We start from the raw sequence: 24,093 nt of genomic DNA on the forward strand, positions 1-24,093 counted from the left end.
CGCGTAACGGAGCGCACGTGCGCCCCTGTCGACATGCCCTGCAGGCAGGAGGATCGGACCATATGACCATCGACATCCACCGGGACCTCGATCGAATCCCGGACGACTTCATGCAGAGGCCGTACGAGATCCTCGAGCCCTACCGGAAGGCCGGCCGCGTGCACCACGTGGTCTTCCCGCACGGAGCCGACGTCTGGCTCGTCACCCGGTACGCCGACGTACGCGCCCTGCTCCAGGACCCCCGGGTGAGCAAGGACGGGACGCGGATGAACGAGATGTTCGCCCGTCACACCGGCACCTACGTCGAGGAGGAGAAGCCCGACGTGGGCTTCGACGACGAGCTGTCCCAGCACATGCTGAACACCGACGCCCCCCGGCACACCCGGCTGCGCTCGCTGGTGAGCAAGGCCTTCACGCTGCGCCGGATGGAGAACTTCCGGGACCGGATCGAGGAGCTCGTCGCGCAGTACCTGGACAAGCTCGAGGGCCGCGACGACATCGACCTGGTCGGCGAGTACGCGCAGCCGCTGCCGATCGTGATCATCTGCGACGTGCTCGGCATCCCGTTCGAGGACCGGGAACGGTTCCAGCAGTGGGCGGTCGAGCTGGTCGGCGCCGGACACCCGCCGGAGGTGGTCGAGAACGCCTCGAAGAACGTGATGGAGTACGGGCACGCGATCATCGAGATGAAGCGCAAGAACCCCGGCGACGACATGGTCAGCGCGATGCTGGAAGGATCGCCGAGCGGCGACAAGCTGACCGACGACGAGCTCGTCGCGATGATCTTCCTCTACACCGTGGCCGGCCACATCACCTCGCAGCACACGCTGTCCAACAGCATCCTCAGCCTGCTCACCAACCCCGACGCGATGCGGCGGCTGCGGTCCGACCTGTCGATCATGCCGCAGGCGATCGACGAGTTGATGCGGTACGACGGTGGGGTCGGCGTCGCCACCTTCCGGTTCTCGCTGGAGGACATCGAGATCGGCGACACCGTCGTCCCGGAGAACAGCATCCTGGCGCTGTCGATCCTGTCGGCGCACCGCGACGACGAGCAGTTCCCGGACGCGAACAAGCTCGACCTGGACCGCCGTCCCAACGGTGTTCTCGGGTTCGGCCACGGTCCGCACTTCTGCATCGGCCAGCCGCTGGCCAAGATGCAGACGAACATCGCGCTGACCCGGCTGATCGAACGCTTCCCGGATCTGCGGATGACGTCCGACGCGAGCTACCTGGAGTGGGAGCCCAGCACGCTGCTGCGCGGTATGCACCACCTGCCGGCCGCGACCATTCCGCCGAGGTCCTGATCGGCCCGGACAGACGAACACCGCCCAGACAGACGAACACCGCCCCGGCCGACTCGGCCGGGGCGGTGTTCTCGTTGCCGGGGGAGTGGGTCACTCCTCGACGTAGTACCAGTCCTCGGGGTTGATCAGGCCGTACGGGTTGACCGGCTCGACCCCGCGCAGGTTCTTCGCGACCTCGAACATCCGGTTCGGGAAGCCCGGTGACCAGATGGCCGGCACCTGCTCGGCGATGTAGTCCTGGTACTCGAACATCGCTTCCGGGTCGTCGCTGTGCACCGTCCGGTCGATCAACTCGTCGGCCTTCGGGTCGCTGTAGTCGCCGAAGTTGCTGCCGCCGCCGGTGCGGAACAGCATCTCGCCGGTCAGGTGACCGTAGTACGACCAGCCGCCGTTCCAGGTGTTGATCTCCCACAGCCGCTTGCTCGCCACGTTCGGGGCGTGGTCCTCGGCCACCATCACCGAGCCGTAGACGGGCTCCAGCCTCAGCTCGATCCCCGCCTTGGCAGCGTCCTCTTTGAACATCTCCAGCATCCGCAGCAGCGCGGACTTGCCCTCGACGTAGCGGATCGCGAAGGTCATCCGGTCGCCGATCTCGACGCCCTCGCCGGCGCAGCCGGCCACCTCACCGGGCTGCACGCAGCCGGCCGGCAGCGTGCTGGTGTCCCAGCCGTGCGCCTCGAGCAGTTCGTTGGCGGCCGCGGGGTCGAACGGCATCGGGTCCTTGCGTTGCTTGGGCGACACGTGGGGGTTCGGCGGTGACAGCGGCACCGGGCCGTCCATCCGGTAGGCGTTCCCATTGAAGATCTCCCGGATCGCCCGGTCCTGGTCGAGGCACATCTGCAGCGCCTGCCGGACGTAGGCATGCTGGTAGATCTTCGCCGCGGTGGAGTCGTTGTCGAAGTTGAACGGCATGTAGCGGACCACGAACACGTCCTGCGGCACCACCCGGTACTTGTCCGCCAACGGGTCCGGACCACCGTCGGTGACCTCCATCCCGGGCGGCAGGTAGCCGATCTGGATTCCGTCCGGTGCGTCCGGGCCGGCCAGCAACCGTTCGTACATCAGTTCGTCGGTGTCGTTCTGCACCTGCCGGAACTCGTCCAGGTGCGGCTTGTTCGGGCCGGAGTACTGCTCGTTCGGGACGAACGTGACGAGGCCTTCGACGGTGTAGCTCTTCAGCCTCCACGGACCGTTGACCACGCTCCACACGGGGCTGTCGGCCCAGTCACCGCGGTGCAGGTTGGCCTCCTCGGTCCAGTCGCCGTTCTCCGCCACCAGGTAGTCGTAGACGGCCGGGATGTCGTCCTTGCCGAACGACGCCCGGGCCGGACCGTCGGCGGTCCGGTCCCAGGCCTTCGGCATCGGCGTGATTAGCGACAACTGGTTCATCTCGATCCAGGTCTTGGAATACACCTCGTTGAAGGTGAACCGGACCTTGTCCTCGGCAACCTTCTCGTACGACGTCAGGTTGTCCGGGAAGTAGCCGGGCACGTAGTAGCCGAGCCGGTCACCCTTCACCGCCATCATGTTCACCCAGAACATCACGTTGTCCGCGCAGATCGGCTCACCGTTGGACCACTGCCAGGGCTTCAGCGTGATGGTGACGCTCAGCCCGTCCTCGCTCCACTCCGGCGGGTAGGCCAGGCTCTGGTCGGGGTCCACCTCGGGCCGGCCCTCGAAGCCGAGCCAGTAGAGCGGGCGGAACATCAGCACCTGGAACTCGTACAGGTTCCGGATGCCGATCCGTTCCCGGGGCGTGAACGGGAAGATGGCTGCCGGCGGGAAGCCGGGGTTGCAGGCCCAGGTGACGGTGCCACCCTTGATCGGCCGGCCGTCCTCGGACGGCTTGTCGGACTGCTGGTCGGTCAACGCAGTGGACATCCAGGTCACCTCTCGTCGGAATGAGTCAGTCAGGCTGTGGCCGGCTGCGCCAGCCGTACGTCGATCTGCCCGGCGAACTCGTACGCCGTCCGGATCGCTTCGTCGAACGTGGCTCCGCGGGTGCAGAGGAAGCCGAGGATGTTGTTGCCGTCCGGTGGCCGCCGGATCACGTCGCCGGGCTTCGCGGTGATCTTCAGGAAGAACACCCGGTCGGACTCGGCGACTGCCGGCGGCACGGTGATCTCCTCGATCCGGCCGGGCCCGCTGATGAGGCAGGTGCCGGCCAGATGCACACCGGTCGGGCGGTAGTGGTGGACGTCGGGCTTCACGCCGGCAGCGGCGGCCATCGCGCCGCGGATCGGGCAGTAGCCGGTGCTCAGCCTGGCGAAGTAGTCCAGCCCGCCACCGCCGGGCCGTACGGCGATCTCCAGCAGGTGCGGCCTGCCCTGGTGGAAGCGGACCTCGGCGTGCATCACGCTGCGCCGGAGTCCCTGCGCGTGGGCCGCCGTGGTGACGACCTCGTGCACGGCGGCCAGGTCACCGGGCGCGAGCGTGGTCGGCGCCCGGTGCGCATCGTCGTCGAAGGTGTCGCCCTCGATCGTGATCCGGTCGACGATCGAGCCCAGGTACACCTCGTCGTCCCAGGCGACGGCTTCGATCTGCATCTCCTGCCCGTCCAGGAAGGACTCCACCAGCAGCCCGTACGGCCCGGGGTCGAGGCCGTCGGCCTCCATCTGGAACCACGACATCCGCGCCATCCCGTCGAGCGCCTGCGGGAACCGGGTCCGCAACTCGTCCGGACCGTTGATCCTGAACACGAAGTTGCTCGCGGCACCCAAAGTCGGCTTGAGGATGATCGGGTAGCCGAACTCCGCCGCCGCCGCGAGCGCCGCGGTGACGTCGGGGACCAGCCGGAACCGGGGCACCGGAGCGCCGCCGCGCGACTGGGCCTCCCGCATCAGCAGTTTGTTCCGGCTGATCCTGGCCGCCTCGAGGCCCACACCGGGCAGCCCGAGTGCCTCGGCCACCGCGGCGACCGTGAGGACTCCTGACTCGGAGAAGGTGAGCACGCCGTCGAACCGCTCGGCGGCGTGCCAGTCGCGGGCGGCAGCGATGATGTCGTCGATGTGTTTGGAGCCTGCGATCCGGTACCGCGGGGCCGGCCAGTAGTCCGGTTCGCCGAGGCCGTTGAGCACGAACAGGGTGCCGCCGAACTCCTCGACCTGGCGGTAGCGGGACTGGTAGTAGCCGGCGTTCTGGACGGCTTCGAGTGCGAGCAGCTTCATGGTCGTCTACTCCTCACCGACCGCGGCGAGCTGTCGCGGCCTGTCGATCGAGTCAAGGCCGGTCGGGCTGGGTGGGGTGCCAACGGCGCGATCGGCGATCGTCCGGGCGATCCGCGGCGCGAACTTGAAGGACATCCCGCCGCAGGCCGCATACGCCAGGACGCTGCCCCCGCCGTACGTCGCCAGCAGCGGTCCGCCGCGCGTGCGTTCGGCCAGGTAGTAGCCGTCGGTGGAGTCGACCACCGCGGCCGGATCGAAGCCTGGCAGCAACTCGGAGAACACGCCGACCAGGTGTTCGCGCCACTGGTCGGGAGTGCCCCGATCGCTCATCTCGGCCACCGGCCGGCAGGCGCTCGCCGCACTCAGCCGCATCGGCGCGTCCGACTGCGGCACCGTCGGCATCAGCCAGGCGTCGCGGGCCGGCCCGAGTCCAAGCAACGTTGGCATTCGGGCCCAATCCCGCCCGGTCGGCGGCTGGTACGACAGCATGCTCTGCCGGTACAGCGTGAGGTCGGAAGCGATGGCGGCCGGTACTAGCTCGCGGGACCAGGGACCGGCTGCCATCACCACCCGGTCGGCGGTATGGGACCCGCCGTCGGCGTACCGGATCATCACGACCCGGTCGTTCTGGGAGACCTCGACAGCCCGCCGGTGCGGGTGCAGCCGGACCCGAGCCTGGCTGCCCAGCCAGCGCGCCAGCGCGACCAGCGCGTGGTCGGCCAGGACGACGCCGGCCGTGGCCTCCAGCACCGCACCGGTCCCGGCCGCGAACCGCGCTTGCGGGTACCGGCTCGCCAGGTCTTCCGGCGACAGCGCTGAGGCCTTCGCACCGGCCGCGGTGAGGAGGGCGAGCTCCGTCGCGACGTCCAGCGTCGGCATCGCGGTAAGAGCCCCGGCCGGATGGTAGAACCGCGAGCCGACCAGGCTCTCGATTTCCATCCAGCCGGCCTGCGCCTGGACGGCCGCCGAGGTCAACGCCGGTTCGCCGCGATGCAGGGCGCGAACCGCCCGGAGCCGGTCGTTCGAGGTGGCCGACGGTGAGGGGATCGGACCGGCGTCGACGAGATCGACCCGGTCCACGCCGGCCGTGCGGGCGCACTCGATCGCGGTGAGCAGTCCGATCACCCCAGCGCCGACCACGGTGATCCGCATCTGGGATCACTCGCCTCCGGCGAGGTCACCGCTGGTCGGGCCGGCCGGCAGCAGTGGCGGAGCGAACGGCGTGACCTCGGTGACGTCGAAAGCTCCGGTGACCAGTGTCCCGGCGTCGGGCAAGTCGTCGAAGCCGCCGGCTTCGCGCGCTGCCGCGGCCAGGTCGATGAGGATCGGCGAAGCGAGCGCCAGCAGCGCCTTCACCTCGCAGAACAGGTCGCCCCAAGCCTCGGGCTCCTGGTCCAGTCCGACTTCGTCGAGTACGGCCGCACGCCGCCGCAACCGGTCGATGTGGACCAGCACGGTGTCCGCCGAACGGTTCAGATTGAACGTCGGCATCTCGTAGCCGAGGTCGAACCGCTCGAGCATGGTGGCGACCCGGCCCCTCGCCGCGGGCGAGACCGGCAGCGGGGTGCTGTCGTCGCCGGCGTTCGCGACGGCCTTGGCCAGCGTCCCGGCCAGCTGGTTCCAGGGACCGACCAGCCGCTCCTCGGCCATCTTGTCCAGGCCGGTCCGGCTGAAGGTGGACCGCTGGTACTCCGGTGCCGTGAGCGCCAGGTAGAGCCGGGCGACATCGCGCGGCACCTCTTTCAGGAGCTCCTCGGGTGTCAGCACATGGCCCTTGCTGGTGGAGAACTTCGTGCTCTCCAGCTCGTAGAACTCGTTGTTGATGATGGATTCCGGCCAGACGTACTTGTCGCCGTGCGCCATCAGCATCGCGATGTGCGGCAGGCAGAAGTAGTAGGCGTTGTCGAAGCCCAGGAAGTGCACGATCCGCAGGTTCTCGGCCGTCCGCCACAACTCGCCGGGCACCGTGTCCCGGCCGAGCTTCATCGCGGCGTAGGACGTGGTGAACATGCCGGCCGGGATCAGCTCGAGCCACGCGTTGAGCACCTGCCCGGGAGTCTCCGGGAACGGCGCCTCGATGCCCCAGTTCAGCGGGAACGTGATCGGCACGTCCTGCAGCGGCCGGGCCAGCAGTTCGGCGATCATCTGCCGGACGTGCGGCCGGCGGTGCGCGGCCAGCTTCTCGTGGTACTCCGTCAGCCGGTCGCGGTACTCCTCCAGCGGCAGCACCATGATGGTGGCCTCGCGGTAGGTCAGCTTGTCGGTGGGATCGATCGTCGAATGTGGATCGAGCAACTGGTCGAAGTTGTTCGGGTGGCAGCAGGTCTCGCACAGACCGCCCCGGCTGGTCGTCAGGCAGACCGGGCAGTCGCCCTCGATCAGGCCCTCGACCATGAACTCGCCGGTCCGTTCGAGGTATGGCAGCCGGACGGTCTTCAGCCGGAACACGCCGGCGGCGTGCAAGGCGCTGAAGTACTGCAGCACGGTGGCGCGGTAGGTCTGGTCGAACGGGCCGAACCCGTCGATCGAGATGCCGATCGCACTCAGGGCCGCCTGGATCTTCGCCGTCGAGCGCTCGCACAGCTCTTCCGGCGTGATGCCCTCCCGGCCCGCCGAGGCCACCACGTAGGTCTGGCTGTCGTCGGTCTCGGAGGTGAAGATGACGTTGCGGCCACGGGCTCGCTGGTACCGCGCGTAGACGTCGCCGGCCAGGTACGGGCCGGCGATGTGGCCGAGGTGCATCCCGCCGTTCGGGGTCGGGTTCGGACCGAGGACGAGGACGGGACGGTCGTCGTCGGACGGCAGCAGTCGGGTCATTCGCTGGCTCCTACTCGCTCGGCGGTCTCGATGGCCTCGGCGGCCTGGGCGTTCTCGGCGACGTTCGCGGCCGCCTTCGCGGCGAGCGCCTCGGTCTCCGACCCGGCGTGCTCGGCGAGGAACCGGTGGGTCATCTCCGGGTCCCACCAGATGCTGCAGAAGACGAAGTCCTCGTCGTTGTGGTTGTGCACCCGGTGCAGCTGGCCGGGCGTGAAGTAGGTGACGTCGCCGGCCCGGAAGGGCTGCTGTTCGCCGCCGCACTCGAGGATGCACTCGCCGGCGACGGCGACGAAGATCTCCTGCTCGTGATGGGTGTGCAGCTTGGAGACCGTGCCCGCCCGGCAGACCGCGTACGAGAACTCGAACGGGGCGTTCAGTACCGGCCACGGCTGCAGCCGCTGGGTGTCCACGCCGTACTCGTGCAAGAGGTTGTCGCGATCCAGCCGGGAGATGTGTACGACCATGGTTACCGTCCCGAAATCTGCTCGAAGGTGTTCGGACCGTCGTGGGTGTGGCGGGTCTCGATGACGGCCTTGTGCGGGTCGCCCGCCAGGATCAGGTCGATCGTGCCGCCGCCGCCGGGCGCCTGCACCGTCCGGCTGTACAGCACGCGCAACTGGCTGGTCTCGAGGCCGCTGATCCGCTCCAGCTCGGAGAGCAGGTCCGGATCTGCCGCCTCACCGGCCAGCAGGTGGTGGATCTCGGCGAGCCGGCCGGCCAGCTTCGGGTGCTCGCGCTCCAGGAACTGTTCGAGTCCCTCACCCTGTCCGGCGAAGGGGGAGTAGGTCATGCAGACCAGTTGGTCCTCGGTGATCCCGAAGGTCTCCAGCGCGTACTCCTCGGCGGCGACCCGCATCCGCTTCAGCGCGTCCGGGCTGTCGTAGCGGGCGCGCATCATCTCCACCAAGCTCTCGGGGATGTCCTTCTTGCGCATCAGGCCGAGGGCGAACTCGACGTACTCGGCCAGGCCCTCGTCGTACGAGCGCTGGAAGAGGCGCTCCGCCTTCAGCCCGCGCAGGTGGGCCATCAGCGCCGGGTTCGCGCAGTCGGACTCGGTGAAGCTGAAGGCGAGGTCGTCGAACTGGAAGCCGAGGAACCCGGTCAGCAGCTCGAAGTGGTCGCCGGCGGCGTACGCGGTCTCGCCGTAGATGGAGAAGAACCGCAGCCGGTCCGGTACGTCGCTGCTGACCCGGCGATCGGCGATCGCGCCGGCCGCCTCCGGACCGTGGATGTCGGCGAAGTACGACTGGGCGATGCCGTCGAGCTGGCCCAGCACCCGGCCGAACCCGCTCTGGCCTTCGCGCGGCCGGGCGGTCGGCCCGGTCCGGAGCCGGCGGGCCAGCCGACCGACCCAGAAGGTGTACTGGCGCTGCTCCTGCGGTGAGTCGCCGGTGATCAGCACGTCGGCGCCCTCGCCGTACGACGCCGCCAGCCCGAACGCGTTGAAGACGCTGAGGTTGCAGGAGTTGCAGAACGTCGGCCGTCCGTCGGCGAAGGTCCGGTGGCCGGTCATCAGGATGTCGAGCCGGTTGCGCCGGATCACCTGCTCGCGCTGCGGCGAGTCGACGTCGAACTCGCTGATCTCGTCGCCGTCCACCAGCAGCAGTTCGCAGTCCGGGTCGTCGGTGAGCCGCAGCGCGCGGTACTCGCGGTCGATGTTCTCCAGCACGGCGCGGGGCATGCCCGCATGGCGGTTGGTCGCCACCCGCATCCGGAACGTGCGGCCGTGCACCTTGTCCAGGATCAGCTGCATCGCGCGGACGAAGGCCAGTGTGTACGCGCTGTCCTTGCCGCCGCCGAACGCCACCAGGACGAGGTTGCGTTCGAGCTCCAGCGGGTTCGGCAACTCGGCCACGAGTTGGGCGCTGCAGCGCAACGCCTCGGCCATGATGTCCGGCGGCATCGCTGCTCGCAGACCTGCGAACGCCTGGTCCCGGGCCCGTGCGACGTCGTCGGCCGGGGGACGATCCAGTTCGAGCATTGTCATCCGGTTCTCCTCCAGGCTGGGCGCTTCCCACCCGTTAGAGCGTCGCCGACTCCTCGGCTGATACAGCCCCTGCCGGGATTCGCTCCCGGTGCGCGACGATGTCGCGACAGATCTCCTCGGCCCGTTGGGCCAGCACACTGAGCAGCGAGTCGGAGATGCCGTGGGTGTCCTCGTTGACGCCCTGGAGGTAGCAGGCCGCGGCGCTGTCGGTGCCGAGCTCCAGCCGGTACTGCCGGGAGACATCGATCCGGTCCAGCTCGAGATCGCTCGCCAGGTCGCGGACCAGCCGCGGCATCCGGGTGTCGAAACCGGTGCCCAGGAAGACCAGGTCGCGGGCCAGTTCGGTGACGGCACCGGTCCGCCGGTCGGTGAGCTCCAGCACCACCTCGTCGCCGGCCTCGCGGGCGGCGGTGATGTCGACCATCGGGACGAGTCGCCGCTCGGTGCGCTCGTTGAACCGGTCCAGGTACAGGTCGGCGTACAGATGCTCCAGCATCGGGGGAGTGACGACGGAGTAGTTGGTCCGGTACAGCTCCCGGAGAATCTGCTCGCGAGCCGCGGGCGGGGCGTCGTAGAACTCGTCCACGAACGACGGGTAGTACAACTCGTTGGTGAACTTGCTGGACTGGTCCGAGCTCAGCCCGATGGACCGCATCAGCCAGGTGACCTCGCTGTCGGGCAGGTCGTCGCGCAGTGCGCGGAACATCTCGGCGGCGCTCTGCGAACTGCCCACCAGGGCGACCCGGTACGGCAGCTCCCCGGACATCTGGGTCACGCGCTGGCGGTACTCGGTGCTGTGCACGATCCGGTTGCGCGGTACGTCGGCGAACACCGGCGGGATGTTCGCTTCCCGGCTGCCGCCGTACACGAGGTACCGGCTGGTGATCGCGGTACCGTCGGCGAGAGTGGTGACCCAGCCCGTCACCGCGCCGGCCTCGTCTCGTCGCGGCCGTACTCCCACGCACTCGCGCCCCAGCTCGATCCGGACCTTGCCGAGTGAGCCCGCCACCCAGCGCAGGTACTCCGCGAACTCGACCCGGTAGGGCGTGAAGGTGCTCATGTTGACGAACTCGTCCAGCCGGCCGGTCTCGTACAGGTGGTTCAGGAACGAGAACTTGCTGCGCGGGTCCCGCTGGGTGACCAGGTCCTTGAGGAACGAGACCTGGCTGGTGGCCCAGGACATCAGCATGCCCTGCTGCCACTCGATCGTCTGGTTCCGGTCGATCAGGAGGGAGTTCTCCGCGAGGTCCGGCGCCAACTCCTCGAGTGCGACCGCGAGCCCGAGATTCGACGGCCCGGCGCCGATCGCGAGCAGTTCGACTTCCACATCGGACCTGGACATCTGTTCTGACATCTGTGCCGCCTTCGTCGCCGGTCGTCGTCACCTCTCCTTCCGAGAGCCGCCGGCCACTCGCCGTTGATACACGTCGAGCCGGTCGCGGCACGCCCCTACCGACAGTGACCAACTTGGCATAGGGTTTCGGGCCATGAGCTTGGTGGACAGGTTCGGCACGCCAGGGTCGCTCCACGACGTCCCGGCCGGCTCGCCACTGTTCGACCGCTGGCACGCCACCATCGGCGGCCTGATCGCACCGTCGACCCCGCTCAGCGGATCCGGCGCCTACGTCGATCCCAGCGAGCGCGACCTGGACGTCACCGCCACCCGGGCCTACACCTGGACCGGCTTCTCGCGACCCCTGCTGATGCAGCACCGCGACGACCGCGAGGCAGCGTTCGCCAAGGGCGAGGACCGGTCCACCCAGATCGAGTACCTCGAGTGGCACGTGGATCGCGATCCCAGCGGCGTGATCGTGCGGGTCACGTTCACGACCGAGACACCGGAGTACTGGAAGGCGCTCGCCGCGGTCGACCCCGACCGGGTCGTGGCGCTGTACCAGGAGTTGGTCGATCCCGCGGTCCGGCCCAAGGACCTGTTCGGTGCCCACGGCAAGTACAACCCGAGGAACCGCTGGAACACCACCCACGGCATCGTGCACTACATCATGCCGATCAACTCCATGAAGGACCTGCTCGGCGTCTCGCAGGAGGCCGAGCGCACCGGCACCGCGCTCGACGGTTACGACGCACTGCCGTACGGCCGCGAGACCGGCGCCGACGCCCGGATCAACCTCGACCTCTGGTCGATCAACCGCAAGGGATTCGCTGTCGCCACCGACGACCCGCCCGGTCCGCTCATCATCGACTGGGACGACTCGGGGTGGACCGATCCCGGCGGCGATCCCGTGGATGACCACTGGACTGTTGTCCGTGGCAAGCGGGGCGCGGCGCTGCGGTTGGTCTACGAGGTGCCGCCGGCAGCGGGGTACCGGGTCGGAGACATCCGCATCGGCGGCCGCCCCATTGCCTACGGCGGCCAGATCGCCGAGCACGTGATCATGTCGGCCCACGGCGTCATCGATCGGGGTCCCCTGTGAACGGCGACGCGGCCAACGCTCTGGCCGCGCTCGGCGAAACCCAGACGGCGCTGCTGTCGGGCATCGAACTCCCCGCAAGCAGCGGCGGTGCTCCGGCGACGCCGCCGATCGAAGCCTCCCCGGGTGGTGCCTCGCCGGGTGGTGCGGGTGCGCGGCTAGGCCGGGCCGCGGCCGAGCCGATCGGCGCCGAGGCGGTCGGGGCTGAGGGAGCCGAGGCGGCGGGGGAGACGACGCCGGCCGCCGGCGATCGGCGTCCGCGGGCGTTGGCCGGCGAGCCTGTCTACGACGCCGAGGCCGCCGCTGACATCCAGGGCAACATCGTGCCCGGGTTCAACAAGGACCACCAGCAGTTCCTGTTCCTGCGCTTCGGGGACGTCGACGGCGCCCGTGAGTGGGTGGGCTGGCTGGCGCCTCGTATCACCGCGATGGACGAGGTGCTGGACTTCCGGCGCGAGTTCCGCGCGCTGCGCCTACGCCTCGGCGTTCGCGAACCCGGACTCCGCGCCACCTGGACGGCGGTCGCGTTCTCGTTCCCGGCCATCACGGCGCTCGCCGGCGACACCGATGCGCGCACCTTCGGCGAACAGAGCTTCCGGCAAGGCCTGGCCGAGCGGTCCACCTACCTGGGCGACCCGACCGACCCCGCTCACCGGGGTCATCGTGCCAACTGGGTCGTGGGCGGCCCGGACAACGAGGCAGACGCCTTGGTGATCGTCGCTGCCGATGACCCGGAGGACCTGACCGCCTCGGTCGACGAGATCCTCGACCACGCCAGTGCCCACGGCATCACGCTGCTCCACGGCCAGCGCGGCGACACTCTGCCCGGGAACCTGCAGGGCCACGAGCACTTCGGGTTCAAGGACGGCATTTCCCAGCCGGGTGTGCGCGGCCGACGGGCGACCTCGCCGGACGACCACCTCACGCCCCGCTTCCTCGACGCCGACGACCCCCACGCTGAGCTCTTCGCCAAGCCCGGCCAGCCGCTGGTGTGGCCCGGTCAGTTCCTGCTCGGCGAGCCCCGCCAGCACCATCAGGACCCGACGATCCCTGCCCCACCCACCAAGGCGTTCCCCAAGTGGGCCCGGCGCGGCTCGTACCTGGTGTGCCGACGCCTCGACCAGGACGTCGTCGGCTTCTGGGAGATGGCGGCGACCGCCGCCGCGGCGATGGGGACGACCCCGGTCAGGCTCGCGTCGATGCTCGTCGGTCGCTGGCCGAGCGGGGCTCCGCTCCTGCGCTCGCCCGATGCCGACGACGCGGCCCTGGCCGGCGACGAATTCGCCAACAACCACTTCCTCTTCGACGACGAGACCCGCCCGTCCGCGCTGGTCGATCTCCCCGGATACCCCGGCGACACGCACCAGCCCGCGACCGGGGACCTGCTCGGCCAGGTGTGTCCGTTCGCCGCCCACATCCGCAAGGTCCACCCGCGGGACAGCGGCACCGACTTCGGCACGCCCGCGGACACGTTCCTGCGGCTGATGCTCCGCCGCGGCATCCCGTACGGTGAACCGATCGCCGGCGTCGCGGACCCGTCTCCCGAACTGGAGGCGGCCGAGCGCGGCCTGCTGTTCGCCGCGTACATGGCGTCGATCGAGGATCAGTTCGAGTTCGTCACCCGGCGCTGGGCCAACTCGCCCGTACAGCCCAACGTCGGTGGCGTCGACCCGATCATCGGCCAGCGCGACCTGCGGGGCGACCGCCGGCGCACGGTCGCCCTCCCGGCCGCCGACGGCTCGACCACCACGATCGAACTCGCCGACGACCTCGTCACCCCGACCGGCGGCGGCTACTTCTTCGCCCCGCCCATCTCAGCCCTCCGCGGCCCCCTCGCCACCGGCTGACCGAAGACCTTCACCGGTCGCGATCGTGTCCACCCCGTCGGCGGGGTCGGCGACGAATCCGTCCGGCCACATCGACATGGTCGCGACGACTTTCGGCATTTCTGTTCTCCTCAGCGTGCCTGCAACTGCGCGAGGGCCTCGAGCAGTTCGTCGGGATCGGTGTCGGGTGAGGTCCAGAAGACGTGGTCGACGCCCAGCGAGACCAGTTCGGCCAGCTCCCCGGCCACCTGGTCGATTTCCCCGGTCAGCGGCATCCGGTCGCCGACCGGCTTCGTCGTGACCGCTCCGTTGACGTGGACCACGATCGGCAAGGCGGCATCTCCGGCAGCGGCGCGGAACATCTCGACGGTGCCGCGCAACGCGTCCCACCCGAAGAAGACCGTGGTGAGGCCGAGCCCCATCCGCGCAGCCCGTTCCACCGCGGCCGGCGCACCCGCGCCCGCCAGCAGTACCGGCCCTTCCGGCCGTACCGGCTTGGGTCCGGCCTCGCCTTCGGCGATCTGGTAGAAGCGCCCGGCGAAGCTCACCGGATCCGGACTCCACAGGCTGCGCATCGCCTCGATGTGCTCGGCAAATCCCCCTCCGCGCCGGTTCACCGGGACCCCCACGGCGGCGAACTCCTGCTCCATCCAGCCCTGCCCCAGTCCGGCCATCAGCCGCCCGCCGCTCAGCTGGTCCACCGTGCTCAGCCGGCGAGCCAGGACGAGTGGTGGGTGGAACAAGGCGTCCAACACGCTCGTGCCCAGGCGGATCCTGCTGGTCTTGGCCGCGACGTAGCTCAGCGTCTCCAGCGGGTCGTACACGCTCCCGTTGAAGTCCGGGAGCGGCATCGGCCCGACGCCCAGCATCATCGGCTCCGTTGGCCGCAGCAGCCGCTCGCCCGTCCAGACCGACCCCAGGCCGATCCGTTCCGCCTCCTGTGCGACCCGGCCGATCGCCTCCGGGCCGGCCGTCGGTCCGTACGTGGGTAGACCGATCCCCAGTTCCATGGATTTCGCCTCCGTCAACTCCTCGGCATCAATGCCTCGACGTTACGGCGGAGCCGGGACCGGCGCATCGGTCATCGTGCTGCCTTCGGGCGGTGCCGGAAGAGGCAACGAGGTAAGTCGTTCGTCTGAGCGGGCCTCCACAACCAAGCCGCCTGCCCACCGGGAGGCCGGTGGGCAGGCGGGTAGCTCTTGTTTCTGGTGGTTACTCGCAGGCGTAGACGATCGGCTCGAGTACGCCCGAACTGACGTCGTACCCGGCGGCAGTCCACTGGGTGCCGCGCTCGAAGATGTGCTCGAGGAGGGTGCCCTCGGGGAAGGTGATCTTCGTGCCGTCGCTCTTGATGATCGTGGACGGGTAGTCGCCGAGCGGGCCGAAGAGGCCCGCGGTGGCCGCGTCGCGGGAGCTGTTGAGGTCGATCACGCCGTCCTCGAGCTTGACGATGCGGGGGTGCTGGGTGTTCCAGATCAAGCCGGTGGTGTTGTCACCGTCGGTCTCCTGACCGGCGATCCAACGGCCTTCGATGTCGCGTGCCCAGACAGTCTTCTGGCGTACTCCGGACAGCCGGGTCGGCTCGGCGTTCCAGGACGTCCAGAGGTAGCTGGTGTGTCGGCCGTCCGGGAGGTACAGCCGTCCGATGACCAGACCGTCGTCGGAGATGTCGTCCATGGCGTAGACGACCTGGCCGCTCGGCTTGGGCAGCAGCCGCGGTTGACCGCCCGCCGGCCAGACGAACGGGACCTGCTCCCCGAGCGTCTCGTCCCAGGCGGTACCGAGGATGTCCTGGTTCTGGTTCATCCCGGTGAGCAGGTAGATCTGCAGGTTGCCGGGCAGTTCGAGGATCCGGTACGAGTCGGTCTCGACCGAGTAGATCCAGTAGTCGGTTCTCGTTTCGCTGCTGGTGGTGCCGAGGACGAGCCCACCCTTGATCACCGAGTAGGCGAACGACTCACCCTCCGGCTGGGACGCGAGCCAGCGCGGTACGCCGTCCACCCAGAGCACGGCCTGACCGTGCATGCGTCCCTCCCGGTTCGCCTCGCCGAGGATGTAGCGCCCGGACGGATCCGCTGTGCGAGCCTTGCTCGACCCGGGCAGGGAGTCGGCCGGAAGGTTGAGAACTTGCTTCGTGCAACTCGCCCGGCTGGTAGGGCCGGCGGCTGCGGCCTGGGTGGCCGGAAGCGCTGTGACGAGAAGCGTGGCGGTGGCCGCGACGGCGACCAGATTTCGAATCATGTACGTCCCCCAGACGAAATGGCAACGGCCCCCGGAAGGGGCACCGTGCGAGGTCAGACGCCTGCTCTTCGAGAAAAGTTCGGCGGGTTGGCGTCCTCACTCGCTCACGCGTCGGCCTCGAGGACGGCGAGATCGCGGACGGCGTAGCGGTGGTGTTCGGCTTCTTCTTTCAGGATGACCTTGAGGCAGCGGCGTACGACGTACTCCTGGTCGGGGTAGGGGTCCGCCGGCTTGCGACCGCAGATCCGGTCGAGCTCGGCCTCGGTGAGGCCGTCGACGACGCGTCGCATCGTGGCCATGCGGGTGAACCGCAGCGCGAGTATGTCGTCGAGGGTCGGGGTGGCTTCGAGGGTGAGGCCGAGCTTCGCCGCCTCGTCGGGCGGCATCCCGCCGGCCGGGAAGCCCAACGGGTGGTACGGCGATTCCTCCTCGAGCACGGCGTTGCCGAGCCAGGCATCGCTGGCGAAAAGCAGGTGCCTATGGGTCTCGACGAACGACCACTCGCCGTCGACCTGCTCGTGCAGCTTGGCCTCGGGCAGCCGCCTGGCGCGCTCGAGCGTCGCCTCCCACAGCCCCTCGATGGCGTCCCAAGCGGCCCGGTAGTCGTCGGGGGAGGTCGCGTCACGCGCCAGCACTCGTGTGGGTTGCTGCCGGTCGAGTTCGGCCTCGACGTAGGCAGTCACGTCGATGTCGTTGACGACCACACGCTCGAAAGCCCCACCGAGATAGACGTCGCTGCCATAGCAGTCGACGATCTTCAGCCCGCTGACCTCGCAATCGCGGATCTCGAGCCCGGCAAGCTCGCACAGATGAATGCGCGCACCACGGAACTGATCACTCTGGACATACTCAGCAGCCATCGAAGCAGTCTCCCGCACCCATCCCACCCGCGCCACGTTCGACGGGCTCGAGTGGCCGATCTGCAGAACGCCCCGAGTCGGGTCATGGTTCTTGTTTTGGGGACCGGCTCGCGTTCGGTGTGGTGGCGACGGTGACTGTGAGGAGACAGCGGAACGGCCTGCGACGAGCAATCGAATCGCGGTCGAAGGGCTGTTGCGAGGCGGGTCCGTAGACTCCGGTTCATGCGGCATCACGACGTGATTGTCATCGGCACCGGCTCCGGCAACATGGTGGTCGACGATTCGTTCGCGGGCCTCGATGTGGCGATCGTCGAGGAGGACCTGTTCGGCGGTACCTGCCTGAACGTCGGGTGTATCCCCTCGAAGATGCTCGCCTACGCCGCCGAGGTGGCTGACTCGGTGCGCGGGGCAGGCCGGTACGACGTCGATGCCGAGCTGCGGGGGGTGCGGTGGACCGAACTGCGGGATCGGGTCTTCCGGCGGCTCGACGCCGAGGAGGCCGAGGGGCGCGCGGGCCGGGAGCAGAGCGACTTCGTGACCGTGTACTCCGGCCACGCCCGGTTCGTCGGTCCGAAGAAGCTCCAGATCGAGCTGGGCGAGGAATCGATCGCCGTCGAAGGCGATCAGATCGTGATCGCCGCCGGCGGTCGCCCGAGTGTTCCGCCGCCGGTGGCCGAGGCGGGCCTGCCGTACGAGACGTCGGACACGATCATGCGGATCGACAGCCCGCCGCGTCGATTGGCCGTGCTCGGTGGCGGGTACGTCGCGATCGAGCTGGCGCACGTGCTCGCCGCGGCCGGCAGCGAGATCGTCATCGTCGAGCAGGCGGACCAACTGCTCGGGCCGCAGGACGAGGCGATCTGCCAGGCGTTCACCGAGCTGGTAAGTGACCGCTACGAGCTTCACCTCGGCCGCGAACTGACCGGTCTCGAAGGGGAGCCCGGCGCGCTACGGCTGATCCTCGACGACGGGTCGGTCATCGAAGCGGACACCCTGCTGGTGGCTGTCGGCCGTACTCCGAACAGCGACAACCTCGATCTCGAGAAGGCCGGCATCAGCACGTACGACGACGGCCGCATCGTCGTCGACGAGTACCAGCGAACCGAGGTGGACGGCGTCTACGCGCTGGGCGACATCTGTACGCCGTACCCGCTCAAGCATGTCGCGAACCGGGAGGCCGAGGTGGTCGCGCACAACCTGCGCAACCCGGACGACCTGCGCGCCACGGACCACAACGCCGTACCGGCGGCTGTTTTCACGAGTCCGCAGATCGCGTCGGTGGGAGCCACCGAGCAGGACTGCCGGGACGCGGGCCGCGATTATGTTGCCACAAGCACCCAGTACGCCGAGGTCGCGTACGGCTGGGCGATGGAGGACAGCACCGGATCCTGCAAGGTGCTGGCCGATCGCGACACCGGTCGCCTGCTCGGCGCGCACATTTTGGGCCCGCAGGCCGCCACCCTCATCCAGCCGCTGGTGGTGGCGATGACACTGGACATCGACGCCCGCACCCTGGCCGAGCAGCCCTACTGGATCCACCCAGCCCTCACCGAGGTAGTCAGCAACGCCCTCCGCGACCTGAACGCCTAGGAGACCAACTCTGCCGGGAGGGTTGGCGGGGCGGCCGGTTCCAGTCGGCGCAGTTGCTCGCGTACCAGGGTGTCGAAGTAGACGTAGGCCATGGTGAGGGCGACGTACGGCATCAGGAACGCGAACGTGAGTCCGGCGATCACGTTGGCCAGGGGGAACGGAGCGTTGGTCGCCAGGATCATCAGGGTGCCCAGGAGCGGGCCGACCGCCGTCGCGAGGAGGATGGACAGCGCGAGCAGCGCGGCGACCTTGAGGATCTGGTGCCGAACCAGTTGGGCACTGCGGCGCAGCGCCCCCGGTGCGGACTCACCCTCGAGTTCGACCACGGGTACGAAGAGCGCGAAGGCGACGATCAACGCGATCGCGACCGGCAGCAGGACGATCGTCAGGCTGAGAAGCGCGACGAGGATCGTGGAGACCAGCAGGGCGCCGACCACGCGGCGCCAGTGCGCCGACGAGAGTTGGTACGCGCGGCGCGGCCCGACCTCGCGTTCGGCGTCGATCTCAACGAGGGCTCGAGTGGTCGCGCCCAGCACCGCGACGATGACGATGCCGACGATGACGTAGCTGACGAGTGCGGCCACGGTGACGCGGAGCCCGCCGGCCTCGCCCCCCGCGGCGATGCCCGCGATCCTGGGAGTCCCCACGATCAGACTCTGCAGGGCACCCGCCAGCAGGAAGGCCGGAATGACGACGAGGCCGATCGGCACGAACAGCGTCCAGCGGGAGACGTACATGCGAGCCGCGGCCGCGAGGACCTGACCGCCCGCGCGACGCCGGGCCAGGCGGAGTGGTGCGGTCGGGCGCCAGCTGGTCCGGCGAATGAGGTAGCTGACCACGAGAATGAGCAGGCCCGCGCCGATCAGCAGGGGAGTCGGGTCGTCAGCAAGCTTACGGACGACATCCGAGCCGTCGGCGACGCCGCTGCAGAAGAAGTCGGTCGCTGTGGTGCCGAGCAGACCGCCTGCCGGTACGGCGTAGCTGCGGTCGCGCCCGTGCTCCTCCTCGAAGCTGATCGGGTTGGTCCATCGTTCCTTCGTGCCCGGACCGGTCGGCCCGTTGTAGAAGGCCTGTTCGCGCTGGCCCCAACGACCCTCGTAGGCGATCCACGGAAGGGCCGCGCGTGCCGCCGCGGGATCGCTGGGGATGAGCTTGACCGCAGGCCGGACCGAATCGGCCGGGGTGCGGGTGTCGTCGCAGCCGAACCCCTGCTGGGACGACCGGCCGAGGAACAGCGCCGCGTCGTAGTAGTTCGCGTGCGATCCGGACGCCACCCGGACGACGGGATGGGTGCCGTCGACGAGTTCGAGCTTCGGATCTCCCCATCGGGCGACCTCGACGCCTTCGTGCTGGCTGTAACCGACCTCGACGGGTTGCTGCGTGAGCGCCTCCGCCGCGTCCTGCGCCGCGAAGACCAGCTGGACCGTCTCCCAGTCGCTCTCGTGCTTGTTGTTGTAGTCGTTGAACGGGTAGTAGAACCAGTACTGCAGCGCGAGCCGGTCATTCCGCCCGGTCTCGGTCGCCAGGTGGGCATAGACCGTCGGTGGCGTGCCGGCTGTCGCGACGCGCGCCCAGAGCTCGTAGTCACAGCCCGGCTTGAGCGGGTTCCCGGGGAAGTCGAGGTGATACCCGGCGAGCCCCTTGCTCAGGTCGTCGGTGGTCGGTGCGATCTTCACCAGGTCGTCGCGGTCCCACGGTCCGCGGAGCGCGACGCTCTCGTTGCCGAGGAAAGCGTCGACATCGCTCGGCTGGTACGGCTCGCCCGGCCCGCATTCCGTGTCCTGGTGTACCAGGGCCACCACGGGGGCGAAACGCTCAGCCAGTCGCTGCTCGTCGGAGATGCCGGCGGATGCCGGAGAAGGTACGAACAACAGGCATGCCAGCGTCGATACCAGGAGTCCGGCCGGCCACCTGAGCCGCCGACCGCCCATCCGTTCACCCGACGCGGGGGATGCCGCACCGGGCCGGCGCGGATTGACTGCTCTGGTCGTCACCGGCGGGAGGAGCACCAGATGGCCACGTTGACGGTGTGGAAGTTCCCGAGCGCGAAGGGCGCGGAAGAGGCGGAGCGGACGCTGGAGGTGCTGCAGAGGCAGGAGTTGATCAGGGTTCATGTGTTCAAGGGACTGCAGGCCGAGCTCATCCACACCAACCTGTCGACCGACCAGGAAGCGAGGCTGCGAGAGATCTTCGGCGAGTAGCCGCCGAACGCCATACCCGCCCGTACGCGCGGATCCGGGCAGTTCATGGGGGACCGCCGCCCGTTCAGCGAGTGTGTCATCCGGACCGACCCTCCCTTCCGGTGAGACCGCACCCCCATCCGGTGAGACCGCACCCGCAGTCGTGCCCAGTGTTCGCCGGTGGATCCGCGGCCGGTTCACCCGTCTCAGGTGAGCCGCGGCCGGTGACTGGCGCTTAATGTCGCAGGTTGACGTCCACCGATGGTGCTCGGGCAGGGCCGTGTCGGCGCGAGCGGTGGATCCTCCCGGAACGGGCGCAAACCGCCTAGTCTGATTTCCGGGGAACGGGAACTCACGGAGCAACGAGTCAGAGGAGCGACAAGGCTGGGGCACGTCGGCCGGGGGAGGGGCGGCGGGTGGCGATACCGACACCAGGCTATGCGCACGAACGGCGGCCGGCCGCGAGGCGAGTACCGAGACCGCCGCAGATGCTGGTGCGCCGTGAACGGCTCTATTCAGCGCTCGATCGGGGATCTCGCTCAGCGCTGACGATGCTGGTCGCGCCCGCGGGCACCGGCAAGACGGTTCTGCTCTCGGACTGGGCCGCGCGGTACAGGGCGGCTGGTCATGCGGTGTTGTGGGTGGCCGCACAGGAACCTGGCGCGGTCGAGGAGACGCTGCTCAAGGCGGCTGGTGCCAACCGAGCCGAACCTGATTCAGGACGGCCCGCGCAGCCGGACACCGCGAGCGCGCTGGTGGATGCGCTGGTGGACGCTGTGGATCCCGCGGCAGCGCCGGACCCGGTCGTCGTCGACGACGCCCACCTGCTGCCTGCGGCGACGGTCGCGACCCTGGCCCAGGTACTCGCCGACGCTCCGCACACGATTCGGCTGCTGCTGGCGAGCCGGCACGACCTCCCGTTGCCCGTTCTCGAGCTCGAGTTGAAGGGTCAGGCGTCGACGCTTCGCTCCCGCGACCTGCGGTTCACCGACAGCGAGGCGGCCGCGCTCGTCCACGCGCATGCGGAGAACGCCACCGACCAGGATGTCGCGATGCTGCAGCGGAAGACGGCCGGCTGGGCGGCCGCCCTGGTGCTCGCGGCCCGGGCGATCGCCGGTCCTGCCGGCTCGAAGGCAGCCAGTGCGGCGATCCTGACGACGGAGCAACCGGTGCTGGATCTGCTCCTGGGCGAGACGTTGGGCAAGCTCCAGGATCGGATCCAGGCCGTGTTGCTGAGCACTTTCCGGGCCAGGTCCGTGACCGGACATCTGGCCGAGGTCCTGAGCGGCGATGCGGACGCCGGGGCGATGCTGGAAGACCTCGCCGGCAACGGCCTGCTGGTGACGATGTACGCCGACCCGGGGAGCGAGCCGACGTACCGGTTCCACCCGCTCCTCGTCGAGTTGCTCCGGCGCCGCGTCGTCGGCAACCCCGGGGACGGCCGGCTGGTGACGGCGGCCCATCATCGAGCGGCGGTGTACTACGAGGATCGCGGGCAGGGTGACGAGGCGCTGCGCAACGCGATCGCGTCGGACGACGCCGGGCTGGTCGCCCGGGTGCTGGTCAGCCACGGCCCGGCCGTGATGGCAGGTGGTGACCTCAACCTGGTCGCCGCCGGTTTCGAGGCCCTTCCGGACGGCTACGTGGCCACCCACCCGCACCTGCTCGGTGTTCGCGGGCTGCGGCGGCGGCTCACGGGTGACATGACCGGCGCTGTGATGGACGCGGCGTCCGCCGACGAGGCGACGGCGGCGTCTCCGTCGGAGGCGGCGACACCGGACGACGACGCGCTCGAGGCCGACGCCCTGCTGTTGCGGTTGTGGCGGTCACGGTACGGCTGGTACGACGTTCACGACGCGATCGCCCGGGCCCGAGAGGTTCTGGTGCTCGAACGCCCGGCGACGGTCGGGCAGCACAAGGCGATCCTGGGGCCGGAGCGGCTGTCGTGGCTGCTGATCGAGCTCGCCGCGGCGGAGACGTGGGCCGGTGAGCTCGAGGCCGCGCTCGGTCACCTCGGCGAGGCGCTCGTCAGCGCGCGGATGGCCGGCCATCGGCAACTGATCGGGAGCGGACTGGCCCATCGTGCCGTCGTAGAGTTCGTCGGCGGTCAGGTGCACACCGCCGAGCGGTCGGCGCTGGCAGCACTCGATGCCTTCGGGGACAGTGAGATGGTCGAGGACTACGGCGTGCGGGCGCACGTCGTGCTGGGTCTCGCCGCTGTCGTCCAGCTCGATGTCGCCGCCGCGCCGAGGTGGTACCGATTGGTGGAGTCCGCTGACGTGGGCGCTGCCGACACCGTTGTCGACGTCCTGCGGGTGATGTTGCGTGCGGTCATCCTGATGGAGAACGGCCGCCTCGACGAGGCGCGGGCCGAGCTGGCCTCCGATCCGGCGTCGGCCGGCCCGCTGCCGTCGTTCCTGGCTCGCGACCTGGCCCTGCTGCGCTTCGCGGTGGCCGTCCTCACCGGGGACCCCGGGGCCGTCGCCGCTCAGCTGGACGCACTCGACAGGACGGGAAACGACTCGGAGGCGGAGCTGATCCGGGCTCTCAGCACGATCCTGCAGGGTGACAACGAGGCGACCATCGAAGCGATCGATGCCGCGCTCGCACGGCCGACGGTTCATCCGGTGCTGGCCGCCTCGGCGGTGGCCGTGCGAGCGGTCCTGCTGCTGAGGAGCGGCGACGAGACCGCCGCCGAGGTCGCGATGGTCGACGCCCTGAACCGGGTCGCGCCGCAGCGAACGTTCCTCGCGCTCACCGCGGCGGGTCGCGAGCCCGCGTTCCTCGACCTGCTGCGCAGGCACGCCCAAGCCTTGAAGGCCCACCCGTTCGCGTCCACGGCGCTGACCAAGCTCTCGGACTACCGGCCAGGGTGGAGTGAAGCCGGCGGTAGCACCATGCTCGACCGGACTCGCCCGGTAGCGCCGCCCGAACCACCGCCTCGACGGCTCGACGCCGTCATCAACGGCGCCAGGATCCAGCTGACCGCGCGCGAGGCGGATGTCCTCGACGAGCTCGCACTAGGTAGCTCGTACACCGAGATCGCCCAGGCCTTGTTCGTCACCGAGAACACCGTCAAAACCCACATCATGGCGCTGTACCGCAAGCTCGGCGTGGAGAAGCGCTCCGCTGCCTTACGGGTCGCCCGTAGTGTCCACCTCTTGTGATCACTCGCTGAAGACCTCGCGGAGCTTGGCCTCCTGGTCGGTGGACAGGTTGGTGTGGATGAGTTCGGCCTGCAGTCCCTTGAAAGCGTCCTGCACCTTGTCCATGACCGCGTCGCTGGTCATCACGAACAAGGCCGACGTCCCCGGCGTCACCTTCGATCGAACCGACTTGATGAAGCCGTCGTCGATCCCGACATCTCCGAGCGAACCCGCCACGGCGCCGGCGGCCGCACCGATGGCGGCTCCGAGCAGCGGGACGAAGAAGATGAGGCCGAACAGCATTCCCCAGAACGCGCCGCCGAGGGCTCCGGCGCCGGCCAGGTTGTGCAACTGGCGGGTCTTCGGCTTCTTCGCGCCCTCCGCCCAGGAGACCACCGCGGCGTCATGAACGCGGATCAACTCCTGCTTCTGCAGCACCCCGAGCGTCTGCTCCGCCTCTTCCGCGCCCTTCGCGGTCGGGAACTTCCACACCGTCAACGTGGCCATCGGACACTCCTTCCACTCACACCGATGGCTGCA

The 24,093-nt window shown here is 69.2% G+C and carries 19 protein-coding genes; 6 read left to right on the forward strand and 13 right to left on the reverse strand.

The genetic code is table 11. The annotated features are described in order from the left end of the window. Positions 1-62 precede the first annotated feature (62 nt). Positions 63-1,307 carry a cytochrome P450 family protein gene (locus ABD255_RS01315; RefSeq protein WP_344208820.1) on the forward strand — a complete coding sequence of 415 codons (1,245 nt, stop codon included), beginning with the start codon at positions 63-65 and terminating at the stop codon, positions 1,305-1,307. 90 nt (positions 1,308-1,397) lie between these two features. Here ABD255_RS01315 and ABD255_RS01320 read toward each other — a convergent pair whose 3' ends face one another. The 7 genes from ABD255_RS01320 to ABD255_RS01350 are packed head-to-tail and all read right to left on the reverse strand — an operon-like array spanning position 1,398 to position 10,632. Next, the gene (locus ABD255_RS01320) at positions 1,398-3,188 is read right to left on the reverse strand and encodes an ABC transporter substrate-binding protein (protein WP_344208822.1); all 1,791 of its coding nucleotides are present in this window, start codon (positions 3,186-3,188) and stop codon (positions 1,398-1,400) included. Between the two features lie 29 nt (positions 3,189-3,217). Beyond that, positions 3,218-4,474, reverse strand: coding sequence for an ATP-grasp domain-containing protein (locus tag ABD255_RS01325; RefSeq protein WP_344208824.1), 1,257 nt, complete (start codon positions 4,472-4,474; stop codon positions 3,218-3,220). A gap of 6 nt (positions 4,475-4,480) precedes the next feature. Beyond that, positions 4,481-5,626 carry an NAD(P)/FAD-dependent oxidoreductase gene (locus ABD255_RS01330; RefSeq protein ID WP_344208826.1) on the reverse strand — a complete coding sequence of 382 codons (1,146 nt, stop codon included), beginning with the start codon at positions 5,624-5,626 and terminating at the stop codon, positions 4,481-4,483. A gap of 6 nt (positions 5,627-5,632) precedes the next feature. Then, complete coding sequence (locus ABD255_RS01335; protein WP_344208828.1) at positions 5,633-7,291, reverse strand: class I tRNA ligase family protein; 1,659 nt, start codon at positions 7,289-7,291, stop codon at positions 5,633-5,635. After that, on the reverse strand, positions 7,288-7,755 hold the full coding sequence (locus ABD255_RS01340) for a cupin domain-containing protein (RefSeq protein ID WP_344208831.1): 468 nt from the start codon (positions 7,753-7,755) through the stop codon (positions 7,288-7,290). Before ABD255_RS01340 ends, ABD255_RS01335 begins: the two co-directional genes overlap by 4 nt. 2 nt (positions 7,756-7,757) lie before the next feature. Next, entirely contained in the window at positions 7,758-9,278 is a 1,521-nt protein-coding gene (locus ABD255_RS01345; protein ID WP_344208833.1) for a PqqD family protein, read from the reverse strand. A 34-nt stretch (positions 9,279-9,312) separates the two neighbouring features. Continuing rightward, complete coding sequence (locus tag ABD255_RS01350) at positions 9,313-10,632, reverse strand: SidA/IucD/PvdA family monooxygenase (protein ID WP_344208836.1); 1,320 nt, start codon at positions 10,630-10,632, stop codon at positions 9,313-9,315. 133 nt (positions 10,633-10,765) lie between these two features. On the opposite strand from ABD255_RS01350, the gene ABD255_RS01355 reads away from it, so the two are divergent. Then, the gene (locus ABD255_RS01355) at positions 10,766-11,713 is read left to right on the forward strand and encodes a hypothetical protein (RefSeq protein WP_344208838.1); all 948 of its coding nucleotides are present in this window, start codon (positions 10,766-10,768) and stop codon (positions 11,711-11,713) included. Then, positions 11,710-13,557: a Dyp-type peroxidase gene (locus ABD255_RS01360; RefSeq protein WP_344208840.1), complete on the forward strand. Its 1,848-nt coding sequence runs from the start codon at positions 11,710-11,712 to the stop codon at positions 13,555-13,557. The genes ABD255_RS01355 and ABD255_RS01360 overlap by 4 nt, the downstream gene beginning before the upstream one ends. Here ABD255_RS01360 and ABD255_RS01365 read toward each other — a convergent pair. The 4 genes from ABD255_RS01365 to ABD255_RS01380 all read right to left on the reverse strand — a co-directional run bounded on the left by ABD255_RS01365 (position 13,525) and on the right by ABD255_RS01380 (position 16,637). After that, positions 13,525-13,656: a hypothetical protein gene (locus ABD255_RS01365; RefSeq protein ID WP_344208842.1), complete on the reverse strand. Its 132-nt coding sequence runs from the start codon at positions 13,654-13,656 to the stop codon at positions 13,525-13,527. The two genes, ABD255_RS01360 and ABD255_RS01365, sit on opposite strands and share 33 nt — an antisense overlap. Before the next feature lie 11 nt (positions 13,657-13,667). Further along, positions 13,668-14,546 carry a TIGR03619 family F420-dependent LLM class oxidoreductase gene (locus ABD255_RS01370; protein WP_344208844.1) on the reverse strand — a complete coding sequence of 293 codons (879 nt, stop codon included), beginning with the start codon at positions 14,544-14,546 and terminating at the stop codon, positions 13,668-13,670. A gap of 202 nt (positions 14,547-14,748) precedes the next feature. Beyond that, on the reverse strand, positions 14,749-15,777 hold the full coding sequence (locus ABD255_RS01375) for a hypothetical protein (protein ID WP_344208846.1): 1,029 nt from the start codon (positions 15,775-15,777) through the stop codon (positions 14,749-14,751). 104 nt (positions 15,778-15,881) lie between these two features. Continuing rightward, positions 15,882-16,637 (reverse strand): DinB family protein, encoded by a 756-nt coding sequence (locus tag ABD255_RS01380; RefSeq protein ID WP_344208848.1) that lies wholly within the window; start codon positions 16,635-16,637, stop codon positions 15,882-15,884. A gap of 222 nt (positions 16,638-16,859) precedes the next feature. Here ABD255_RS01380 and ABD255_RS01385 point away from each other — a divergent pair, with 222 nt between their 5' ends. Further along, entirely contained in the window at positions 16,860-18,227 is a 1,368-nt protein-coding gene (locus tag ABD255_RS01385; protein ID WP_344208850.1) for a mycothione reductase, read from the forward strand. Here ABD255_RS01385 and ABD255_RS01390 read toward each other — a convergent pair. Continuing rightward, positions 18,224-20,098, reverse strand: a complete 1,875-nt coding sequence (locus ABD255_RS01390) for a hypothetical protein (protein WP_344208852.1) — start codon at positions 20,096-20,098, stop codon at positions 18,224-18,226. The two genes, ABD255_RS01385 and ABD255_RS01390, sit on opposite strands and share 4 nt — an antisense overlap. Positions 20,099-20,239: 141 nt before the next feature. Here ABD255_RS01390 and ABD255_RS01395 point away from each other — a divergent pair, with 141 nt between their 5' ends. Both ABD255_RS01395 and ABD255_RS01400 read left to right on the forward strand, forming a co-directional pair. Next, positions 20,240-20,428 carry a hypothetical protein gene (locus ABD255_RS01395; RefSeq protein ID WP_344208854.1) on the forward strand — a complete coding sequence of 63 codons (189 nt, stop codon included), beginning with the start codon at positions 20,240-20,242 and terminating at the stop codon, positions 20,426-20,428. Between the two features lie 467 nt (positions 20,429-20,895). Next, the gene (locus tag ABD255_RS01400) at positions 20,896-23,574 is read left to right on the forward strand and encodes a LuxR C-terminal-related transcriptional regulator (protein ID WP_344208856.1); all 2,679 of its coding nucleotides are present in this window, start codon (positions 20,896-20,898) and stop codon (positions 23,572-23,574) included. On the opposite strand, the gene ABD255_RS01405 is transcribed toward ABD255_RS01400, so the two are convergent. Then, entirely contained in the window at positions 23,575-24,060 is a 486-nt protein-coding gene (locus ABD255_RS01405) for a DUF1269 domain-containing protein (RefSeq protein WP_344208858.1), read from the reverse strand. Positions 24,061-24,093 lie beyond the last annotated feature (33 nt).

It is taken from the genome of Kribbella sancticallisti, assembly GCF_039530625.1.
Classification (GTDB): Bacteria; Actinomycetota; Actinomycetes; order Propionibacteriales; family Kribbellaceae; genus Kribbella; species Kribbella sancticallisti.

Bases quoted from the DNA above. Each gene is read 5' to 3' on its own strand.
- ABD255_RS01320 (WP_344208822.1), bottom strand. From the start codon at position 3,188: ATGTCCACTGCGTTGACCGACCAGCAGTCCGACAAGCCGTCCGAGGAC.
- ABD255_RS01370 (WP_344208844.1), bottom strand. From the start codon at position 14,546: ATGGAACTGGGGATCGGTCTACCCACGTACGGACCGACGGCCGGCCCG.
- ABD255_RS01355 (WP_344208838.1), top strand. From the start codon at position 10,766: ATGAGCTTGGTGGACAGGTTCGGCACGCCAGGGTCGCTCCACGACGTC.
- ABD255_RS01400 (WP_344208856.1), top strand. From the start codon at position 20,896: ATGCTGGTGCGCCGTGAACGGCTCTATTCAGCGCTCGATCGGGGATCT.
- ABD255_RS01380 (WP_344208848.1), bottom strand. From the start codon at position 16,637: ATGGCTGCTGAGTATGTCCAGAGTGATCAGTTCCGTGGTGCGCGCATT.
- ABD255_RS01375 (WP_344208846.1), bottom strand. From the start codon at position 15,777: ATGATTCGAAATCTGGTCGCCGTCGCGGCCACCGCCACGCTTCTCGTC.
- ABD255_RS01330 (WP_344208826.1), bottom strand. From the start codon at position 5,626: ATGCGGATCACCGTGGTCGGCGCTGGGGTGATCGGACTGCTCACCGCG.
- ABD255_RS01335 (WP_344208828.1), bottom strand. From the start codon at position 7,291: ATGACCCGACTGCTGCCGTCCGACGACGACCGTCCCGTCCTCGTCCTC.
- ABD255_RS01365 (WP_344208842.1), bottom strand. From the start codon at position 13,656: ATGCCGAAAGTCGTCGCGACCATGTCGATGTGGCCGGACGGATTCGTC.
- ABD255_RS01350 (WP_344208836.1), bottom strand. From the start codon at position 10,632: ATGTCAGAACAGATGTCCAGGTCCGATGTGGAAGTCGAACTGCTCGCG.
- ABD255_RS01385 (WP_344208850.1), top strand. From the start codon at position 16,860: ATGCGGCATCACGACGTGATTGTCATCGGCACCGGCTCCGGCAACATG.
- ABD255_RS01325 (WP_344208824.1), bottom strand. From the start codon at position 4,474: ATGAAGCTGCTCGCACTCGAAGCCGTCCAGAACGCCGGCTACTACCAG.
- ABD255_RS01315 (WP_344208820.1), top strand. From the start codon at position 63: ATGACCATCGACATCCACCGGGACCTCGATCGAATCCCGGACGACTTC.
- ABD255_RS01405 (WP_344208858.1), bottom strand. From the start codon at position 24,060: ATGGCCACGTTGACGGTGTGGAAGTTCCCGACCGCGAAGGGCGCGGAA.
- ABD255_RS01395 (WP_344208854.1), top strand. From the start codon at position 20,240: ATGGCCACGTTGACGGTGTGGAAGTTCCCGAGCGCGAAGGGCGCGGAA.
- ABD255_RS01340 (WP_344208831.1), bottom strand. From the start codon at position 7,755: ATGGTCGTACACATCTCCCGGCTGGATCGCGACAACCTCTTGCACGAG.
- ABD255_RS01345 (WP_344208833.1), bottom strand. From the start codon at position 9,278: ATGACAATGCTCGAACTGGATCGTCCCCCGGCCGACGACGTCGCACGG.